General features: G+C 68.6%; 21 protein-coding genes. 9 read left to right on the top strand and 12 right to left on the bottom strand.

Going from position 1 to position 18,477, the window contains the following annotated elements; genetic code table 11:
• Positions 1-146: 146 nt before the first annotated feature.
• From ACWGL1_RS04465 to ACWGL1_RS04440, 6 genes are all read right to left on the bottom strand, one after another.
• A complete protein-coding gene (locus ACWGL1_RS04465; RefSeq protein WP_338575576.1) occupies positions 147-1,235 on the bottom strand; it encodes a peptidoglycan DD-metalloendopeptidase family protein in 1,089 nt (362 codons plus the stop codon).
• A gap of 127 nt (positions 1,236-1,362) precedes the next feature.
• Positions 1,363-2,007 (bottom strand): protein-L-isoaspartate(D-aspartate) O-methyltransferase, encoded by a 645-nt coding sequence (locus tag ACWGL1_RS04460; protein ID WP_128115360.1) that lies wholly within the window; start codon positions 2,005-2,007, stop codon positions 1,363-1,365.
• Positions 2,004-2,795 carry a 5'/3'-nucleotidase SurE gene (gene surE, locus ACWGL1_RS04455; protein ID WP_291782223.1) on the bottom strand — a complete coding sequence of 264 codons (792 nt, stop codon included), beginning with the start codon at positions 2,793-2,795 and terminating at the stop codon, positions 2,004-2,006. The genes ACWGL1_RS04460 and surE overlap by 4 nt, the downstream gene beginning before the upstream one ends.
• Positions 2,796-2,966: 171 nt before the next feature.
• Positions 2,967-4,430 (bottom strand): serine--tRNA ligase, encoded by a 1,464-nt coding sequence (gene serS / locus ACWGL1_RS04450; RefSeq protein WP_452111298.1) that lies wholly within the window; start codon positions 4,428-4,430, stop codon positions 2,967-2,969.
• 85 nt (positions 4,431-4,515) lie between these two features.
• Positions 4,516-5,820: a YceI family protein gene (locus ACWGL1_RS04445; RefSeq protein ID WP_452111297.1), complete on the bottom strand. Its 1,305-nt coding sequence runs from the start codon at positions 5,818-5,820 to the stop codon at positions 4,516-4,518.
• A 73-nt stretch (positions 5,821-5,893) separates the two neighbouring features.
• The gene (locus ACWGL1_RS04440; protein WP_346521952.1) at positions 5,894-6,598 is read right to left on the bottom strand and encodes a YceI family protein; all 705 of its coding nucleotides are present in this window, start codon (positions 6,596-6,598) and stop codon (positions 5,894-5,896) included.
• A gap of 211 nt (positions 6,599-6,809) precedes the next feature.
• Between ACWGL1_RS04440 and mutL the strand changes: the two genes are divergently transcribed.
• Positions 6,810-8,732 (top strand): DNA mismatch repair endonuclease MutL, encoded by a 1,923-nt coding sequence (gene mutL / locus ACWGL1_RS04435; protein ID WP_452111296.1) that lies wholly within the window; start codon positions 6,810-6,812, stop codon positions 8,730-8,732.
• 36 nt (positions 8,733-8,768) lie between these two features.
• Positions 8,769-9,239, top strand: a complete 471-nt coding sequence (locus tag ACWGL1_RS04430) for a low molecular weight protein-tyrosine-phosphatase (protein ID WP_452111295.1) — start codon at positions 8,769-8,771, stop codon at positions 9,237-9,239.
• On the opposite strand, the gene ACWGL1_RS04425 is transcribed toward ACWGL1_RS04430, so the two are convergent.
• A complete protein-coding gene (locus ACWGL1_RS04425; RefSeq protein WP_452111294.1) occupies positions 9,229-10,245 on the bottom strand; it encodes a Kelch repeat-containing protein in 1,017 nt (338 codons plus the stop codon). The two genes, ACWGL1_RS04430 and ACWGL1_RS04425, sit on opposite strands and share 11 nt — an antisense overlap.
• A gap of 189 nt (positions 10,246-10,434) precedes the next feature.
• Here ACWGL1_RS04425 and ACWGL1_RS04420 point away from each other — a divergent pair, with 189 nt between their 5' ends.
• The gene (locus ACWGL1_RS04420) at positions 10,435-10,710 is read left to right on the top strand and encodes a YjhX family toxin (RefSeq protein ID WP_291782242.1); all 276 of its coding nucleotides are present in this window, start codon (positions 10,435-10,437) and stop codon (positions 10,708-10,710) included.
• Here the strand turns inward: ACWGL1_RS04420 and rsmD are convergent.
• Together rsmD and ACWGL1_RS04410 are read right to left on the bottom strand one after the other, a co-directional pair.
• Complete coding sequence (rsmD, locus tag ACWGL1_RS04415) at positions 10,693-11,268, bottom strand: 16S rRNA (guanine(966)-N(2))-methyltransferase RsmD (RefSeq protein WP_312218331.1); 576 nt, start codon at positions 11,266-11,268, stop codon at positions 10,693-10,695. The two genes, ACWGL1_RS04420 and rsmD, sit on opposite strands and share 18 nt — an antisense overlap.
• A 3-nt stretch (positions 11,269-11,271) precedes the next feature.
• Positions 11,272-12,780 carry a pseudouridine synthase gene (locus ACWGL1_RS04410; protein WP_291782248.1) on the bottom strand — a complete coding sequence of 503 codons (1,509 nt, stop codon included), beginning with the start codon at positions 12,778-12,780 and terminating at the stop codon, positions 11,272-11,274.
• Between ACWGL1_RS04410 and tadA the strand changes: the two genes are divergently transcribed.
• Together tadA and ACWGL1_RS04400 are read left to right on the top strand one after the other, a co-directional pair.
• Positions 12,769-13,263, top strand: a complete 495-nt coding sequence (gene tadA / locus ACWGL1_RS04405) for a tRNA adenosine(34) deaminase TadA (RefSeq protein WP_452111293.1) — start codon at positions 12,769-12,771, stop codon at positions 13,261-13,263. The two genes, ACWGL1_RS04410 and tadA, sit on opposite strands and share 12 nt — an antisense overlap.
• Positions 13,264-13,295: 32 nt before the next feature.
• Positions 13,296-13,706 carry an MliC family protein gene (locus ACWGL1_RS04400; RefSeq protein ID WP_452111292.1) on the top strand — a complete coding sequence of 137 codons (411 nt, stop codon included), beginning with the start codon at positions 13,296-13,298 and terminating at the stop codon, positions 13,704-13,706.
• Here ACWGL1_RS04400 and ACWGL1_RS04395 read toward each other — a convergent pair.
• Genes ACWGL1_RS04395 through ACWGL1_RS04385 form a run of 3 tightly spaced genes read right to left on the bottom strand, consistent with a single transcriptional unit; the run spans position 13,703 to position 15,959 of the window.
• Entirely contained in the window at positions 13,703-14,290 is a 588-nt protein-coding gene (locus ACWGL1_RS04395) for a GNAT family N-acetyltransferase (protein ID WP_452111291.1), read from the bottom strand. The two genes, ACWGL1_RS04400 and ACWGL1_RS04395, sit on opposite strands and share 4 nt — an antisense overlap.
• Positions 14,287-15,393 (bottom strand): 3-dehydroquinate synthase, encoded by a 1,107-nt coding sequence (gene aroB, locus ACWGL1_RS04390; RefSeq protein WP_452111290.1) that lies wholly within the window; start codon positions 15,391-15,393, stop codon positions 14,287-14,289. The genes ACWGL1_RS04395 and aroB overlap by 4 nt, the downstream gene beginning before the upstream one ends.
• The gene (locus tag ACWGL1_RS04385; protein WP_346487653.1) at positions 15,390-15,959 is read right to left on the bottom strand and encodes a shikimate kinase; all 570 of its coding nucleotides are present in this window, start codon (positions 15,957-15,959) and stop codon (positions 15,390-15,392) included. Before ACWGL1_RS04385 ends, aroB begins: the two co-directional genes overlap by 4 nt.
• Positions 15,960-16,043: 84 nt before the next feature.
• On the opposite strand from ACWGL1_RS04385, the gene ACWGL1_RS04380 reads away from it, so the two are divergent.
• From ACWGL1_RS04380 to ACWGL1_RS04365, 4 genes are all read left to right on the top strand, one after another.
• Positions 16,044-16,946, top strand: coding sequence for a site-specific tyrosine recombinase XerD (locus tag ACWGL1_RS04380; protein WP_452111289.1), 903 nt, complete (start codon positions 16,044-16,046; stop codon positions 16,944-16,946).
• Between the two features lie 17 nt (positions 16,947-16,963).
• Positions 16,964-17,188, top strand: a complete 225-nt coding sequence (locus tag ACWGL1_RS04375; RefSeq protein WP_025977205.1) for a DUF1902 domain-containing protein — start codon at positions 16,964-16,966, stop codon at positions 17,186-17,188.
• A 51-nt stretch (positions 17,189-17,239) separates the two neighbouring features.
• Complete coding sequence (locus ACWGL1_RS04370) at positions 17,240-17,434, top strand: type II toxin-antitoxin system HicA family toxin (RefSeq protein WP_452111288.1); 195 nt, start codon at positions 17,240-17,242, stop codon at positions 17,432-17,434.
• 86 nt (positions 17,435-17,520) lie between these two features.
• A complete protein-coding gene (locus ACWGL1_RS04365; RefSeq protein ID WP_312218340.1) occupies positions 17,521-18,471 on the top strand; it encodes an acetyl-CoA carboxylase carboxyltransferase subunit alpha in 951 nt (316 codons plus the stop codon).
• The last annotated feature ends 6 nt before the right edge of the window (positions 18,472-18,477 follow it).

The raw sequence follows: 18,477 nt of genomic DNA, 5'->3' as shown, positions 1-18,477 counted from the left end.
GAGGCGGGCCGCGCCTTCATCGGGGGCCCTTCGAAAAACAAGGCGCGGAACCTAGGGCGCGCCGGGCCGATTTGCAACGCGACGCGATGACAAGTCCGGGACAAGAGCATCCGGGCGTCGCCGCCCGGACACGCCGCTTCACCGGATCAGCGCGGCAGGACCGTCAGCGGATCCAGAGCGACCGGATCGTCGCCGCGCATCTGACGCACTTCATAATGGATCGACGGGCGGCCGTCTCCGGCGGTCAGACCCACCGTACCGATAACCTGACCCGCGCGCACCTGGGCTCCGTCGCGCACGGTGGCCGAGCCCAGATGGCCGTAGACCGTGCGCCATCCGTCGCGGTGAACCACCAGGACCGTCAGCCCCTGCCCCACGATGTCGTCCCCGACATAGGCCACCGTGCCGTCGGCCGAAGCCTTGACCTCGGTTCCGGCCGAAGCGCCGATGTTGACGCCGTTGTTGCGCTCGCCCATGCCCACGGGGCCGAAACGACGCAGGATGTCGCCTCGCACAGGCCATTGGAGAGCCAGCGGGCGCCCAATCTCGGCCAGCGGCGCGGCAGACGTATCCGCAGCCGGCGCACGGGTCGGCGGCGGCAAGGGCGTGTTGCCGCTGGGCGGCGGCGGAGGCGGCGGGGCCACCCCGTTGTTCGGCGTCCGCACGCCCACCGGCGACGGCCCCGTGGCGTAGGGATCGGCGCCGCCGTCCACTGCGCTATCCGGCAGGATGACCCGCTGACCGGAGCTGATGGCGCCTCGCGGCCCCAGTCCGTTCAGGTCGATCAGAATCTGGACCGGGGTGCGGAACCGTCGTCCCACGCCCGAAATGGTGTCGCCCGGCTGAATCACATAGGTCGCGCCAGGCATGGCCGGATTGCCGGCGGCAGGCGGCGGGGTCACCGTGATCGGCGCGCCGGTCGAGGGGTAGGCCGGACCGCCCGCCGGCGGCAGGCCGCCGCCCTGGATGTCGCCGGCCGGAGCGCGAGGCCCTTCCTGCACGGGCGGCTGGGCGGGCTGCTGCGGCTGTGTCGCCGGGCCCTGATAGTAGGGATTGTTCGGATAGGCGCCGGGCTGCTGCCCCTGCTGTTGGCCCTGCCCCGGCTGCGGATAGCCGCCCGCCCCCATCGGCCGGGTCGAATAGCGCGGCTCGCTCGGATAGGTCGAACACGCCGTGACCGCCAGCGCCCCGCCGACGACCGCCGCCGCCCTGATCCAGCCTGTGAAGCCGCTCATGCGTCTCTCCGTATTAACCTTGTTCAGCATCTCGAAGCCGGTTTGCCCCGGTCCGCCGCCGAAGCCAACCCGGCAACCCGCGCAAAAGTGGGGCGGAAAGGTTAATGGAGCGGTGAGATTTCGCCCCTCACCCCTCTTTAGCCGTCCCTTCGACCAGGGGAACGAAGCGGACCTCGCACAGGCTTTCGCGCTGGAAGCTGCCGTCAGGCTGGCCGGTGTAGCGGTTCAACATCTGCACCGAGGTGCGGCCGACCGGCGCGACCAGGACGCCGCCTGGCTTGAGCTGTTTCAGCAGCTCCGTCGGCTCATGCGGTGAAGCGGCCGTGACCATGATGCGGTCGAACGGCGCCTGCTCCGGCCAGCCCTGCCCGCCGTCGCCGTGGCGGGTGAAGACATTGTCAATCCCCAGGATTTTCAACCGGTTCTCGGCCTCGGTTAAGAGGCTCTTGTAACGCTCGACCGAATAAACGAAGCGCGCCATCCGGCTCAGCACCGCGCACTGATAGCCGCTGCCGGTGCCGATCTCGAGCACGCGGTGGCGCGGCTGGACGTCCAGCGCCTGGGTCATCAGGCCGACGATGAAAGGCTGGCTGATCGTCTGGGCGCAGTCGATCGGCAGGGCCTGATCTTCCCACGCCTGGTCGAGGAATTTCTCATGGACGAAGACGGCGCGGTCGATGGACTCCATCGCCTTCAGAACCCGCGCGTCCGTCACCCCCTGACGCCGCAGCGACAGGATCAATCGGCCCGCGCGGTCGTCCTTGAGACTCATTTTTCCTGCGGCCCCTTGGGCGGCGCCCCGCCCAGCACCTTCTTCAGATCATTGACCGACTGCATGTGCGTCAGGTCGATGTGCAGCGGCGTGACCGAGATGCGGCCCTCGTCCATGGCGCGCAGGTCGGTGCCGTCGGCGTGCTCCTGCGGCGCGCCGCGGAAGGCCATCCAGTAGTAGTCGCGGCCGCGCAGGTCGGTGCGGCGGATGGCGTGCATCTCGCCGATGTCGCGGAAGCCCTGACGCGTCACCTCAACCGTCTTGACCAGTTCGGGCGGCAGGCGCGGGAAGTTGACGTTCATGACCACGCCCTCCCCCCATTTCTGCTCCAGAAGGCGGGCGACGATGCCGGGACCGAAGGCCTCGGCCGTTTCCCAGTGGGCGACCGCTTCGTCGTGGAAACGCTCCAGCGACTGCGACAAGGCGATGGAGCGGATGCCGAAGGCCATGCCCTGAAGGGCGCCCGCCACCGTGCCGGAATAGCTGACGTCCTCGCCCACGTTGTGGCCGCGATTGACGCCCGACAGCACCAGATCGGGCTTCTCGGGCATGATGTCGTTGACGGCCAGGATGACGCAGTCGGTCGGGGTGCCGGTCACGGCGAACCGCTTGTCGCCCAGCTGATTGACGCGCAGCGGTTCGGTCAGGGTGATGCCCCGCCCCTTGGCCGACTGCTCGGTCTGAGGCGCCACGACCCAGACGTCGTCCGACAGGGCGCGGGCGATCTTCTCAAGGCAGGCCAGGCCCTCGGCCTCGATGCCGTCGTCGTTGGTCAGAAGGATACGCATCAGGCTTCCTTCTCCCCTTGTGGGAGAAGGTGGCTGGCGAAGCCAGACGGATGAGGGGTCGCGCCCCGGTCGGTAATCATGTCGTCTGCACTCGCCACTCGCATCTTCTGCCTGAGCAACCCCTCATCCGAGCCGCTGCGCGGCCCACCTTCTCCCGCAAGGGGAGAAGGATCAGCCCACCTGTTTCAACCCGCCCATATAGGGCTGCAGAGCGGCCGGAACCGCGATGGTCCCGTCCTCCTGCTGATAGTTTTCCATCACTGCAACCAGGGTGCGGCCGACCGCCAGACCCGAGCCGTTCAGGGTGTGCAGGAACTCGGTCTTCTTCTCGCCCGCGCGCTTGAACCGGGCGTCCATGCGCCGGGCCTGGAAGTCGCCGCAGTTCGAGCACGAGCTGATCTCGCGATAGGTGTTCTGCGAAGGCAGCCAGACCTCGAGATCATAGGTCTTCTGCGCCGAGAAGCCCATGTCGCCCTTGCACAGCAGCACCTTGCGATAGGGCAGCTCCAGCGCCTGCAGCACAGCCTCGGCGCAGCCGGTCATGCGTTCGTGCTCGGCTTCGGAATCCTCCGGGCGGCAGATGGAGACCATCTCGACCTTGGAGAACTGGTGCTGACGGATCAGACCGCGCGTATCGCGTCCAGCCGACCCGGCTTCGGCCCGGAAGCACGGCGTCAGGGCGGTCAAGCGCATGGGCTGGACGACCTCGTCCTCAGACAGGATCTGCTCGCGCACGAGGTTGGTCAGGGAGACTTCGGCGGTAGGGATCAGCCAGTGTCCGCTACGGCGTTGCTCAAAGGCTAAGTTTGTTCGATCTGGATCATGAACTGTAAGCGATTGTTCAATGGCTTCCTGGCGAGTGTCAGGGTGCAGGAACTTCGGATCGCCGATATTGGCCAAGCTGTCTGCAACTGTCTGAGCGAAGTCCACCGCGTACCTGTTGAGTTCTCCGATTCCCGGAAGCGCCAGGAACTGGTCATCGGAAAACTTCGGCAACTGCCCGGTGCCGAACATCGCCTCATCCTTGACGAGGAACGGCGGATTCACTTCCTGATACCCGTGCTTGTCAGTCTGCAGATCCAACATGAACTGACCGATGGCGCGCTCCAGACGCGCCAGTTGGCCCTTCAACACGGCGAAGCGCGAGCCGGACATCCTGGTGGCGGCTTCAAAGTCAAGAAGACCCAGCGCCTCGCCGAGGTCAGCGTGATCCTTGGCCGGGCCCGTGGTGCGAGGTTCGCCCCACTTCAGAACTTCGACGTTATCGTTTTCGTCCTCGCCGTCCGGCACGTCGGCGGCGGCCAGATTCTTCAATCCTGCAAGCAGGTCGCGCAACTGGTCGCTAGCAACCGCCTCGGAAAGGCCAGCTTGGTTGATCTCAGATTTCAACGCCTCGACCTCGGCCTTCAGGCGGTCGGCCTCGGCCATGTCCTTCTTGCCCATGGCGGCGCCGATGGCCTTGGAGGCGGCGTTGCGCTTGGCCAGGGCGTCCTGGCCGCGCGTCTGGGCGGCGCGCAGGTCCACGTCCAGCGCTAGAATGCGCGCGACGACATCGGCGGCGTCATCCACGCCGCGCGACGACCAGCCCGCAACGAAGGCTTCGGGATTGTCGCGAATGGCTCGGATATCGTGCATGGCGTCGCTCTTTCGGCGCTCAGGAAAGGAGAGCCGAAGGCTGTAGCGCCCCGCGCGGAGTCGGGCAAACCCCGCGCCCGATTTCTTAACCCTGACGCGCCGCCTTGACCTTGATCTCGACGCCGATTGCCTTGGACACCCAGTCGCCGCCCGCGTCCGACGCCATGCCCATGTTCAGCGCCGTGCGATCCAGTTCCAGCTTGCCCGCGACCGTGGCCGTCCCGTTCGCCTCGTCGAAGGTGAAGGGCAGGACGACCGGGACCGTCGTCGTCTTGATGCGCAGGGTTCCGGTCGCCTCATAGCGGTTGCCGCCCAGCGCCTTGAACGCCGTCGCCTCGAAGCGGGCGGTCGGATAGGTCGACGTGTCGAACCATTCGGCGCCCGGCAGGCTGCCTTCCTGCGTGGCGTCGCCGGTCCTGGCCGTGCCGGTCTGAACCGTCACCACGGCTTTCGAGCCCGCCAGATCGGCCGGGTCGAACCAGACTTGCGCGTCCCACTGCTCGAACCGGCCGGTGAAGGCCTTGCCGGTGTGGGTTCCGGTGAACTGGATCGTCGAGGCGGCCTTGTCCACGGTCCAGGCGGCGGCCGTGCCCGGCGTCACCGTCGCGTCAGCCGCAGGCGCGACGGCAGGGGCCGAGGCGACCGCCTGCCCTTCCGTCTTGGGCGCAGGCTTGGCGGCCAGACCGAAGGCGACGCCGATCACGACCACGAAGGCCACCCCCGCCAGCCGCTCGGCCCAGCGCAGGGCCGGGGTCGGCTCGGGCGCGACGCCATGCGCGTCATCGCCATGCGGCAGGACGGGGATCATGTGCGACAGCACGCCGTCACGGTCAAAGAACTGGTGCTTCAACGCCGCCCCGACGTGCAGGGCGACCAGCACGATCGCGCCCCAGGCCAGCTTGCTGTGCGCGCCCATGGCCATCCAGGCCGTCGTGCGACGGGCGGCTTCGGAGGCGTGCTCGATGAAGGGCAGGTGCGGAATGGTGAACAGGCCGAACCAACTGGTCGCCACGGCCAGCGGCGTGTCCGTGACCACGGCCCAGCCGGTCGAGACATAGATCCACCCCGTCAGCGGCAGGGCTAGCATCAGGGCGTAGAAGGCGGCGTGCGTCGCCCGCGCGGCGAACTGCTCCCACCCCTTCATGGCGCCCGGCAGGGCCGGAACCGGGTGCGTCAGCCGCCACACGATCCGCAGCACCGTCAGCGCCAGGATCAGGAAGCCGATCGACTTGTGAATCTGGAAGACGCGATAGGCCAGCGCCTGGCTGTCCGGCTCGACGATGGCGTCGCTCATCCACCAGCCCATCGGGATCATCGACAGGATGGCGACCGCAATCAGCCAGTGCAGGGCGATGGCGACGGCGCTGTAGCGGCTGGGGCGGCGGGTCATGAGAGCTCTCGCGTCAGTCTGAACATGAAGAAGGCGGGACCGACGGCCCCGCCCCTTCGTCGTGGTTCGCCGATCAGGCGGCCGGAGCGGCCGGGGCGACTTCCTTGATGAACTCGGCGTCGAAGCGGATCGTCACCTCATCGCCGACCGGGCCCAGCGGCATGCCGAAATCGGTCCGCTTGATCTTGCCTTCAGCCGCGAAGCCGATGGCCGGCGCCGGCACGAAGGGGTGTTGTTCCAAATCGCCGTTGAAGGTCGCATCCAGAGTCACCGGCTTGGTGACGCCCAGGAAGGTCAGGTCGCCCGTCACCTTGGCGGTGCGCGCGCCGGTCAGCTCGACCTTGGTCGACTTGAAGGTGATCTGCGGGAAGGCCGTGGCGTTCAGGAAGGCCTTGTTCTTGGCGATGTCCTCGCTGAAGCTCTTGAACCCGCTGGTCGGGAAGGCTGCGACATAATCGGCGGGATAGTTGGTGTCGACCGAGGCCGGGTCGATGGTCGCCTCAACCGTGCTGTTGGCCAGGTTGGCGGTGTCGAGCGTGATCTTGGCGTCGAACTTGTTGAAGCGCGCCGTGTAGTTCGAGATGCCGAGGTGCGGCAGCGACCACTGCAGCGAGGCGTGGGTCGGGTCCATCACATAGACGCCCGAGGTCGCCTTCAGCGCGACCGGAGCGGTCGAGGCGGCGTCGGTCGTCGGGGCGCCGGCGGTGTCGGCGGGCTGGCTGCAGGCGGCCAGCAGGGCGGCGGCCGAAACAGCGATCAGGGCGGCTTTGATCTTCATGGGAGGGAAACCTCGGTCAGACGGGTGAAACGAAAACTGGACAGACAGTCCGGAAACAGGTCGATTGTCCGTCCGGCCTCGCCGTCGGACTGCAACAGTATATGTTGCCATTCACGCGCTTCAAGCCCTCGATCACGAATTTCGCCTCGAGCCTCACGAAAAAAGGATTGAGGTGCGCCGGGCGGCGACGGCGCCTATCCTCGCGACTCACATGACCATCCGCCGCCTCCCCCCCGAAACCGTCAACCGCATCGCCGCCGGCGAAGTGGTCGAACGCCCGGCCAGCGCCATCAAGGAACTGGTCGAGAACGCCATCGACGCCGACGCCCGCAGCATCGAGATTCAGGCGGACGGCGGCGGCCTAACCCGCATCCTGATCGCCGACGACGGCAAGGGCATCCCGCGCGACGAACTGCCCGTCGCCATCGAACGCCACGCCACCTCGAAGCTGGAGCCGGACGACGCAGGCGACGTGGACCTGCTGCGCATCTTCACCCTGGGCTTCCGGGGCGAGGCCCTGCCCTCCATCGGCTCGGTCGCCCGGCTGAACATCACCACCCGCGCCAGGGCGGAGGCGGGCGAGTCGCAGAACGACGCCTGGGCCGTTTCCGTCGAGGGCGGCGCCCAGCGGCCCCTGTCGCCCGCCGCCTTCCCCGGCCCGCACGGGGCGCGGGTCGAGGTGCGCGACCTGTTCTACGCCACCCCTGCCCGGCTGAAGTTCATGAAGTCCGAGCGGGCCGAGGCCATGGCCATCTCCGAAGAGATCAAGCGCCAGGCCATGGCGCACGAGGCCGTCGCCTTCACCCTGACGCTGGACGGCAAGACGACCCTGCGCCTGCCCGCCGAACATCCCGGCGACGAAGGGCGGCTGAAACGCCTCGGCGCCCTGCTGGGCCGCGATTTCGAGGCCAACGCACTGCTGATCGATCAGGAGCGCGACGGCGTGCGCCTGTCGGGCTATGCGGGCCTGCCGACCTATTCGCGCGGCAATGCGGCGCACCAGTTCCTGTTCGTCAACGGCCGCCCGGTGCGCGACCGCTTGCTGCAGGGCGCGCTGCGCGGCGCCTACGCCGACTTCCTGGCGCGCGACCGGCATCCGGCGGCGGCTCTCTTCATCGACATCGACCCGCTGTATGTCGACGTGAACGTCCACCCGGCCAAGGCGGAGGTGCGTTTTCGCGATCCGGCGCTGGTGCGGGGCCTGATCGTCGGCGCCCTGCGCCACGCCCTGCACGCAGCGGGACACCGCGCCTCGACCACAGTCGCCGCTGACGCCCTGTCAGGGTTCCGCCCCCACACCGGCGACGCGCTCTACAACCCTGCTGCGCCGCAATCGTTCAGCAACGCCGCGCCGGGCTGGAGCGGCTGGCAGGGCTGGTCGCAACCGACCGCCGCCGCCCAGAACCTGCCGGGCCTGAACGAACGCTCCGGGCGCGTCGAGCATACATGGAGTGGTGAAGCCAGCGCTCCCAGCTTCCGTACGCTGGGCGAGATTCAGGCCGACCACGCCGGACAGATCACGCCGGGCGCCCCGACCCCGGTCGACCTGATCGACTATCCGCTGGGCGCCGCGCGGGCGCAGCTTCACGCCAACTACATCGTGGCCCAGACCCGCGACGGCCTCGTCATCGTCGATCAGCACGCCGCCCACGAACGGCTGGTCTATGAGCGGATGAAGGCCCAGATGGCCGACGGCGCCGTCACCCGTCAGGCCTTGCTGACGCCCGAGGTGGTCGAACTGGACCCCGCCGAGGCCGAGCGCGTCGCCGCCAAGGCCGAGGAATTGGCCGAAATGGGACTGATCGTCGAGGCGTTCGGCGCGGGCGCCGTGCTGGTGCGCGAGACGCCCGCCCTGCTGGGCGACACGGACGTTCAGGGCCTGATCCGCGACATCGCCGACGACCTGTCCGAACACGGCGCCGCCCTGTCGCTCAAGGAACGGATGGCCGAGGTCTGCGGCACCATGGCCTGCCACGGCTCGGTGCGTTCGGGCCGAGTCCTGTCGGCGCCCGAGATGAACGCCCTGCTGCGCCAGATGGAGGCCACGCCCCACTCCGGTCAATGCAACCACGGTCGACCGACCTATGTGGAGCTAAAGCTGCACGACCTCGAGAAGCTGTTCGGGCGGCGCTGATCTTTTCGTCGCCCTACCGCTTCGCTACTTGAGGGCATGGCTCCTTCCGTCCTCTTCGTCTGTCTCGGCAACATCTGTCGCTCGCCGCTAGCCGAGGCGGCCTTCCGCGAAGAGGCGCATCGCCTGAAACTGGACGCCATCGCGGATTCCGCAGGAACCGGCGGCTGGCACGTCGGCGCTCCGCCCGACCCGCGCGCCCAGGCGGTCGCCCTGAAGAACGGCGTCGATATCTCGGCCCTGCGCGGTCGCCAGGTGAAGCCCGCCGACTTCCGTCGCTTCACCCATCTGGTGGCGATGGATCACGACAATCTGGCGAACCTGCGCCGCCTCGCCCCGCCCGACGCCACGGCGGAACTGAGCCTGCTGCTGGACCACGTCGAGGGCCGCGCCGGTCAGGCCGTGGCCGACCCCTATTTCGGCGAGGACGACGGCTTCGACGTCACCTGGGCCGACGTCACGGCCGGCGCCCGCGCCCTGGCCGCCGAGCTCCAGCGTCTTAGAGGCTGAGCGTCTCGACCAGGCCGCTGGCCTTGCCGCCCGACGCCGCCTCTCCGCCGCCGATGGCGTAGATCACGCCGTCCACGCTGGCCGCCGCCAGGCCATGGCGCGGCGTTCGCATGGCCGGGCCGGCCGTCCAGGCGTCGCGCGCCGGGTCATAGATCCAGGTCTCGGCGAAGACCCCGCCCCCGCGACCCTCGAACCATTCGCCGCCGAAAGCGATCAGCCTGCCGCCCGCCTCGGCCATGGCCAGGCCGCCGCCGACCTGCCGTCCCGTGGCGGGCGAGGCCGGAATCGGCGCCAGCGTGTCCCAGCGGTCGCGGGCGGGATCATAGCGGTCCAGCCGCCCTGTTCCGCCGCCGTCCACCGTGCGGCCGCCCGCCACGAACAGCTTGCCGTCGAGCACCGCCCCGGCTGCACTGTTGCGAGCCATCGGCGTCGGACGCGCCGTTTCCCAGCGATTGGCGGCGGGGTCGAAGACCAGATGGGTCGCCACATCGGCCTGATCGTTCCACTGACCGTTCGCCTCGCCCTTAGGCGAGCGGCCGGTGACCAAATGCACCCGATCACCCACGGACAGGCCAACCGTTTCGCACAAACGCTGCGGCATCTGGCCGACCTGGGCCCAGCCCCCCCGGTCGATGGCCCAGATGTCCGTCATAGCCGTCCATTCGCCGCCGTCGCGCCGGTCGTAGCCGCCGAAGGCCCAGATTCGCCCGGCCGCCGACGCCAGCATCGGGTGATGGCGCGGTTGCGGCAGTCGCGGTCCTTCGCTCCAGCGATCCGCCTTCACGTCATAGATCGCCGTCCGGTCATTGATGTGCAGCCCGCCCGCCGCCGACCGCACTAGGCCGCCCGCGACCGTGATCGAACCGTCCTGGGCGGCGCAATAGATCTCCTGCGTCGGCCAGGGCATGGAGGCGCGGGGCGTCCAGCCTGTCTCGGCGCGGGATACGACGGGCGCTGCGGCGACGGCGGCGCCGACGGCGAGGAAGGTGCGGCGGTGTAGGGTCATGCCAACAAACCTAGCCGTTCGCCTCGTCCTGCGCTAGAAACCCGCCTCTTCCCCCAACGGGATCGAACCATGTTTGAGATTGTAGCCACGGCATAGGCCCGGACGCTGATCGTCCCAGGCCTTCTGAACCCGCCCCGCGCCGCCTTGCGCCGGGCGCGTGTCTTCTCATGCCTTGGAAATCTCAATCCCATGAACCTGTCACGTGCAGAGCAACGCACGCTCCACGCCCTCGCCCAGGGCGGTCGCATCCTGCTGGAACGCGACGAACAGGGCCGCATCCTGGCCGCCCGCTGCTTCACTCGCGAAGGCTGGGTGCTGGACGGCTGCAATCTGGATCAATGGCGCAGCCTGAAGCGCAAGGGCGTCATCAAGTCCCGCAACGGCGGCCCTTATGTCGTCAACCGCGAGGGCCTCGGCCGCCTGCGCAGCCGGGCCGACAACCGGACCTCAGGCCGAGGCTTCTGACGCCCTGAGGAACAGGACGCGCGCGGCGCCATAGTCGCGCGCGTCCAACCGCTCATAGCCGGGCGTGTCGATCTCGGGCTCGTCCGAGCCGCGCTCGAACACCACGACAGCGCCCGGCGCCAGCCAGCCGCCCTCCAGCAACCGCGCCAGCGTCTGCTCGCCCAGACCTTTGGCGTAGGGCGGGTCCAGAAAGGCCAGTGTGAAGGCTTCCCCCGCCGAGCCGGGACGCGGCCCTAGATCGGTCGCGCTGCGCCGATGCACCCGGCACCGGCCGAACAGGCCATAGGCGTCCATGTTCTCGCGGATCGCGCCGCGCGCGCCGTCGTCCGTGTCCACGAACAGGCAGAAGGCCGCCCCGCGCGACAGGGCTTCGAACCCCAGCGCGCCAGAGCCGGCGTACAGGTCGATCACCCGCGCCTCATGCAGACCATCAGCCCAGGGGGCGTGCTCCAGCACGTTGAAGATCGCCTGACGCGCCCGATCCGAGGTCGGCCGCGTGTTCTGCCCTTCGGGCGTGACGATGGCGCGGCCCTTCAGACTGCCCGCTACGATGCGCATGGATCAACCGCGCCCGCGCGGGCCGCCGCGACCGCCGCCGCCCGAAGGCTTGCCCCCGAAGGGTTTGCCCCCAAACGGTTTGCCGCCGCGCGGACCGCCGGGCCGGTCGCCCGAGCGCTCGCCAAAGCGATCATTGGGACGCGCATCGGAACGCCCGCCGGCGCCGCTCGGGCGGCCGAAAGGCTTATTGCCAGGCTTCCCGCTCGGACGACCGCCCTTGGCCGGGCCGCGACGGTCGTCGATGAACTGGTCCGCGCGCGGCTCGCGCGGCTTGAACGGGCGGCGCGGACGGTCATCGTTCCCAGCGCCTTCACCCTCGCCCGGACGAGCGCGCGGTTTGAAGGTCTTGGAATGCTCGAATTTGGGCTTGGCCTTGGCCCAGCCCTCCTTGCGGGCGGGCTTGCCGAACTCGGCGCCTTCTTCCGCAGCCGTTTCGGCGGCGCGGACACGGCTGGGCTTGCGCGACGGGTCTGACATCGCCGAGCCGGACTTGCCGCGCACGATCGGCGTGCCGGTGCGGCGGCCGGGAACGGGCGCGGGCGTCTCGACCGTGTTGCCGGTCGGCAGGTTCTCGGGGCGGATATGATCGGCCAGCATCTCGCGGATTACGCGCGGGCCGACTTCCTCGACCGCGCCGACCGGCAGGGTGCCGAGCTGGAACGGACCATAGGCCAGGCGGATCAGGCGGTTGACCGTCAAGCCGACGCTCTCCAGCACCTTGCGAACCTCGCGGTTCTTGCCCTCGGTGATCTGGACGCTGAGCCACAGGTTCGCCGAGGATTTCTCGCCCTCGGCCTTTTCCTTGGCCTTGTCGATGGTGGCTTCCACGGGGCCGTAGCGCACGCCGTCGACGACGACGCCGTCCTTCAGCTTGTCCAGCTGCGCCTGGGTGATGCGGCCGCGCGCCCGGGCGCGATACTGGCGCACCAGTGCCGTGTCCGGCAGTTCCAGCGCCCGGCTGAGTTCGCCGTCGTTGGTCAGCAGCAGCAGGCCCTCGGTCGCCAGATCCAGACGGCCGACCGAGATCACGCGCGGCAGGCCGCTGGGCAGGGCGTCGAACACGGTCGGGCGGCCCGCCGGGTCGTTGTGGCTGGTGATCAGGCCCGCAGGCTTGTGATAGCGCCAGACGCGCGTCGCCTGTGCGGCCCCGATCGGCTTGCCGTCGACGGTGATCTTGTCGTCGCGTTTCACCAGCACGGCGGGCGTGTCCAGGATGCGGCCGTTCACCGCCACCTTGCCCAGACCGATCAGCCGCTCGACCTCGCGACGCGAGGCGATGCCCGCGCGGGCCATGGCCTTGGCGATTCGTTCGGTGCGTTCGGGCGCCTTGGCTTCAGGCCCAGGCTTGCCGCCCGATCGACCCTCGGCCCGGTCGCGGGGCTTCCCGCCCGGCTTGCCGTCCTTGTCAAAGGGCTTTCGCGGGCCCTTGTCTGCGAAATTGCGGGGACCGCGCGCGTCGTCGTCTTGACGGGAGCGGGGCTTCTTGTCGTTGTCTTTGGGATGGCGATCCATGATGAGCGGTTCATGAGCATGGCGCTCGATCTGGCGCAAGCGGCGGCTGAAGCCGGCGAGGTGCCGGTCGGCGCGGTAATTGTCGATGAAAGGACCGGCGAAGTCCTTGGGCGTGGGCAAAACGGCCCCATTACGGCCCATGATCCAACCGCCCATGCCGAGATCATCGCCCTGCGCGATGCAGCGGCGAAGTTGCAGAATTATCGCCTTACCGACCTGACCCTCTATGTCACGCTGGAGCCGTGCGCCATGTGCGCGGGCGCCATCAGCCACGCTCGCATCGGCCGCGTGGTCTGGGGGGCTGATGATCCCAAGGGCGGCGCCGTCATCAGCGGCGGGCGTTTCTTCGACCAGCCGACCTGCCACTGGCGACCACAGGTCGAGGGCGGCGTCCTGGCCGATCCGGCGGCCGACATGCTGCGCGGCTTCTTCCGCTCACGCAGGAAATCCCGCACAGGAACGACGGGCGACGCAGGGCGTTGAGCCTTCAAGCTTGACCTTGAGAGGGGCCTCCCTTGCCGACCCGTATCCTCTGGCCCGCCATCGCCGCCCTGGTTCTATTGTCCGGCTGCGGCCCTGAACGGCGCAAGGCCCCTACAGATGGCGAAGAGGTGCGCGAGCGCGCTGTCGAGGCCCAAACCGCGCGCCGACGCACCGGCGCCGAACTTCAGGATCGAGCCCTGAACCGCGTCGTCCACGCCGTCTACCTGTGCAACAATTCCGAACGTCTGTCGGTCGACTTCGACAATCCGCGCCAGATGGCGACTGTGCGCAACTCCAGCGGCGAGGCGGTCGACCTGTACCAGGAGCGCGCCGCCGACGGCATCTGGTATCGCGCCTCGGGCTATGAACTGCGCGGCAAGGGCGTCATGGCCACCTGGACCGCCGCCGACCGCGAACCGACCGAGTGCCGGGCGGTGGACTAGGCGAGACTCCCCAGCCGTTCGTCCAGTCGTCGCCGTACCTCGAGCCAATCTTCGTCCAGTATGGCGAACTGAGCCGTATCCCGCGCCCGGCCCGTCCAGGTGATCTTATGCTTGCGCAGCACGCCTTCAAAGGTCGCGCCCAGCTTGCGGATAGCGGCCTGGCTGGCCGCGTTCAGGGCGTCGGTGATGATCTCGACCCGGATCGCCCCGTTCGAGAAGGCGTAGTCCAGCAACAACCGCTTGCACGCCGGATTGATCGACCCGCCCCGCGCCTCGGGCCGATAGAAGGTCGAACCGACCTCGCAGCGCCGATGCTCGGGCCTGATCTCATAGAGGCTGGTCGTGCCGACGACCGCCCCGTCGCTGCGCCGTCTGACCGCATAGGCGATGCGCGAACCCGCCGTCATCGCCCTCAGAGCTGCGCCCCACCAGCCGTCGAAATGCGCGCCATAGGCGGCGGCGACCATGCCGTTCCAGGCGTCCGCGTCACAGTCCAGCGCCGCCCTCACCTCTTCCTTCAGCGCTTCGCTGAACGGCTCCAGCCGCACGAAGGCGTCTTCCAGGACGATCGGCGACAGCTTCACGCCGCGCCTTCTTCGATCAGGAAGGCGCGCGCCGCCTCCGCGTCGACGTTCTTGTCGGTGAAGGCGTCGCCCACCGCCCGCGCCAGGATCAGGGTCAGGCGCCCGCCCTCGGCCTTCTTGTCCCCCGCCATGCGGCCAATCAGGGCGTCAGCGGCGAAGCCGTGCTCCACGTCCGACAATCGCGTCGGCAGGCCCGCCGCGCGAATACCCGCTTCAGCCCGCTCGACCTCGGCCGCCGGACATAGCCCCTGGCGCGCCGAATAGCGGAAGGCCATGGCGCAGCCCAGCGCCACCGCCTCGCCGTGGGTCAGGGTCTCGTCGAACGCCAGTTCAGCCTCCAGCGCGTGGCCGAAGGTGTGGCCCAGGTTCAACAAGGCGCGACGGCCCGCCTCCTTCTCATCCTCGCCGACGATCTGGGCCTTGATTTCGACCGAGCGGATCACGGCCCGTTCCAGCGCATCCGGGTCGCCCTGAGATCCCGAAGCACCCTCGCCGCCTAGCCAGTCGAAGAAGGCCGCGTCGCAGATCAGCCCGTGTTTCAGCACCTCGGCCCAGCCCGAACGCACCTGCCGCACCGGCAGGGTGGCCAGAGCTTCGATGTCCGCCAGCACCCGGCGCGGTTGGTGGAAAGCGCCGATCAGGTTCTTGCCGCGCGGGGTGTCGATCGCCGTCTTGCCGCCGACCGAGGAATCCACCTGGGCCAGCAAAGTGGTCGGAATCTGCACGAAGTCGACGCCGCGCATGAACAGGGCCGCCGCCAGACCCGCCAGGTCGCCCACCACGCCGCCGCCCAGGGCGACGACCATGCTCTTGCGGTCCAGCCCCTCGGCCAGCAGCCGGTCCAGAACGGCCTCAAGCTGTTCGAACGACTTGGACGCTTCACCCGCAGGAACGGTGACGATCCCCGTCGCCAGGCCCGCCGCCGCCAGAGAGGCGCGCACCGTCTCGCCGTGAATCGCCGCCACCGTCTCGTCGCTGACGATAAAGGCGCGCGTCGGCTTCAGCGCCGCGACCTCCGCCCCCGCCGTCTTCAGCAGGCCGCGCCCGACGACCACCTCATAGGGAGCGAAGGCGCCGCCCGCGACCGGGATCGTCGTGGTCATGACTGGGTCTCCTGCCGTCCGAACCGGCGCAACTGTTTCAGGATGGCCTCGACAGCCTGAGCGTGCGATCCGCCGCCCACATCGACGGTCAGATCGGCCTCGCCGTAGATGGGATAGCGCGCCTTGGCCAAGTCGTTCAGGGCCGTCAGAGGATCGCGATTGCGCAGCAGCGGCCGGGTATCGCGCCGCCCCACCCGCTCGGCGATCACTTTCAGATCGGCTCGCATCCAGACGCTGACGGCGTGCTGCTTCATCAGGGCGCGGGTGTCGGCGTTCAGCACAGCCCCGCCCCCAGTCGCCAGCACGATCGGCGGCCCTTCCAGCAGGCGTTTCATGACCCGCGCCTCGCCCGCACGGAACTCCGCCTCGCCGCGCGTGGCGAAGATTTCGTTGACGGTCATGCCCGCCGCTTCCTCGATCACCTGATCGCCGTCGGCGAACGGCAAGCCCAGCCGCGCGGCCAGGCGGCGCCCCACAGTCGATTTCCCGACGCCCATCAGCCCCACCAGAGCTATGGTGCGGACCGAAGACAGTGGGAAGGAATCAGGCGAGGCGTCGGAAGGCATGGTCCGTATACCCTCTACACCAGACGCCGCCCTGCTCCACATCCCACAAGCAACGATTGGCCAGAAGAGACGACCTGACGCCGCATGACCCCGCAGATCGAAGCCTTTCTGGAGATGATGGCGGTGGAGCGTGACGCCTCGCCCCATACGCTGGCCGCCTATGGTCGCGATCTGGCGGATGCCGAGACCTGGCTGGGCGACGCCGGGGGCCTGATGAGCGCGCCGCAGGAAGCTCTGGAGGCCTGGTTCGCCGATCTGTCGCGACGCGGACTGTCCGCCGCCACGGCCGCGCGACGCCGCGCCTCCGTACGCCAGTTCTATCGTTTCGCCCTGGGCGAGGGTTGGCGCGCCGACGATCCCTCCCGCCGCCTGGATGCGCCCAAACAGGGCCGCAGCCTGCCCAAGACCCTCAGCCGCGACGAGATCGAGGCCCTGCTGGCCGCAGCCGGCGCCGCCGACAGCACGGCGGGGCTGCGCCTGATCGCCCTTGTCGAGATGGCCTACGCCTCGGGCCTGCGGGTGTCGGAACTGCTGGCGCTCAGGGTCGAGGCGGTGCGCCGAGATCCCGCCTATCTGATCGTGCGCGGCAAGGGCGGCAAGGAGCGGCTGGCCCCACTGAACTCCGCCGCTCGCGAGGCGATCAAGGTCTGGCTCGACGCCCGCGACGCCGCGCGAAAGCCGAATGCGCCGGACAGCGTCTGGCTGTTTCCGTCGCACGGAAAGAGCGGTCATCTGACGCCGCGGCGGTTCGCCCAGCTTCTGGATCAGGCGGCCGTCACAGCGGGAATCGACCCGGCCCGCGTCAGCCCCCACGTCCTGCGTCACGCTTTCGCCACCCATCTGCTGGAAGGCGGCGCCGACCTGCGCGTGGTGCAGACCCTGTTGGGCCACGCCGACATCTCGACCACCCAGATCTACACCCACGTCGCCACGGATCGCCTGTCCCAGGTGGTCCACGCCAACCACCCCTTGGCGAAGGACGACTAAGCCCCCATACTCCCGATATGGCGCGCACCTTCTACGTCAAGGCGATCTGGGACCCCGAAGTCGAGGTCTGGTGCAGCGAATCCGACATTCCAGGCCTCGTCATAGAAACCGCGACCTTGGCCGAGTTCGAAAGCCTGGCGCGTCAGTTCGCCTCGGAACTCTTGGCTGAGAATCTCGACATCCACGGTCCCGTACCCATCCGTTTCGAAGCGTCAGGCGGTTTCGAGGTGCTGGCGGCGTGATTGCACATGCCGTGCGTTGCTCAATCGCGCTCCCGGTGATGATCTGACGTCATGCCCAAGGATTTCTACCCAGAACTCACCGCCCTACTTTACGCCGCAGGCTGGCGGCGCATGAACAACGCCAAAGGCAGCCATGAAAAATGGCGTCATCCCGATGTCGCGCACGCCATCATCGTACCGCGCTCCAAAAGCCGACACACCGCCAACACCGTCCTCAAACAGGCCGGCCTGCCCAAAGCCTTCTGAACCCGCGCTTGCTCCGGAACGTTCCCCGCTCTAGGTTCCGCCGCTTTCCGTAGCGCCATCGGCGCTTCCTCCTCTACGGACGCCTTATGGCCACGCACTATCTCGAATTCGAAAAGCCGATCGCCGAGCTGGACGCCAAGATCGCCGAGCTGTCGCTGCTGGCGCCGACCAGCGGATCGTTCGAGACCGAGATCGCCGCCCTGCGCAAGAAGGCCGACGCCATGCGCACCAAGGCCTACGCCAACCTGGACCCGTGGATGCGCACCCAGGTCGCGCGCCACCCGCAGCGTCCGCACTTCGTGGACTACGTCGACGGCCTGTTCACCGACTTCGTGGAGCTGCACGGTGATCGTCAGTTCGGCGACGACCAGGCCATCCTGGGCGGCCTGGCCCGCTTCCGCGGCCAGCCGGTCGTGATCATGGGCCATGAAAAGGGCCACGACACCCAGACCCGCATCACCCACAACTTCGGCATGGCTCGCCCCGAGGGCTATCGCAAGGCCGTCCGCCTGATGGACATGGCCGAGCAGTTCGGCCTGCCGGTTCTGACCTTCGTCGACACCGCCGGCGCCTATCCGGGCCTGGGCGCCGAGGAGCGCGGACAGGCCGAGGCCATCGCCCGCTCGACCGAGCGCGGCCTGACCCTCGGCGTGCCCTCCATCGCCACGGTGACCGGCGAAGGCGGTTCGGGCGGCGCCATCGCCATCGCGGCGGCCAGCCGCGTGCTGATGCTGGAGCACTCCATCTATTCGGTCATCTCGCCGGAAGGCGCGGCGGGCATCCTGTGGCGCGACGGCACGCGGGCCAAGGACGCCGCCAACGCCATGAAGATCACCGCGCCCGATCTGATCGAGCTGAAGATCGTCGATCGCGTGATCCCCGAGCCCCTGGGCGGCGCCCACGCCGATCGTGAAAAGGCCATCCAGAACGTCGGTCAGGTTCTGGAAGAAGAGTTGAAGGCCATGTCCGGCCTGTCGGCTGAACAGCTGAAGAAGCAGCGCGCCGACCGCTTCTACGCCATCGGCCGCCTGGGTTGATCGAGG

The sequence above is a fragment of the Brevundimonas sp. NPDC055812 genome (assembly GCF_053616535.1).
The sequence above is the reverse complement of the archived record's forward strand: the minus strand, read 5'-3'. Positions and strand labels throughout refer to the sequence as shown.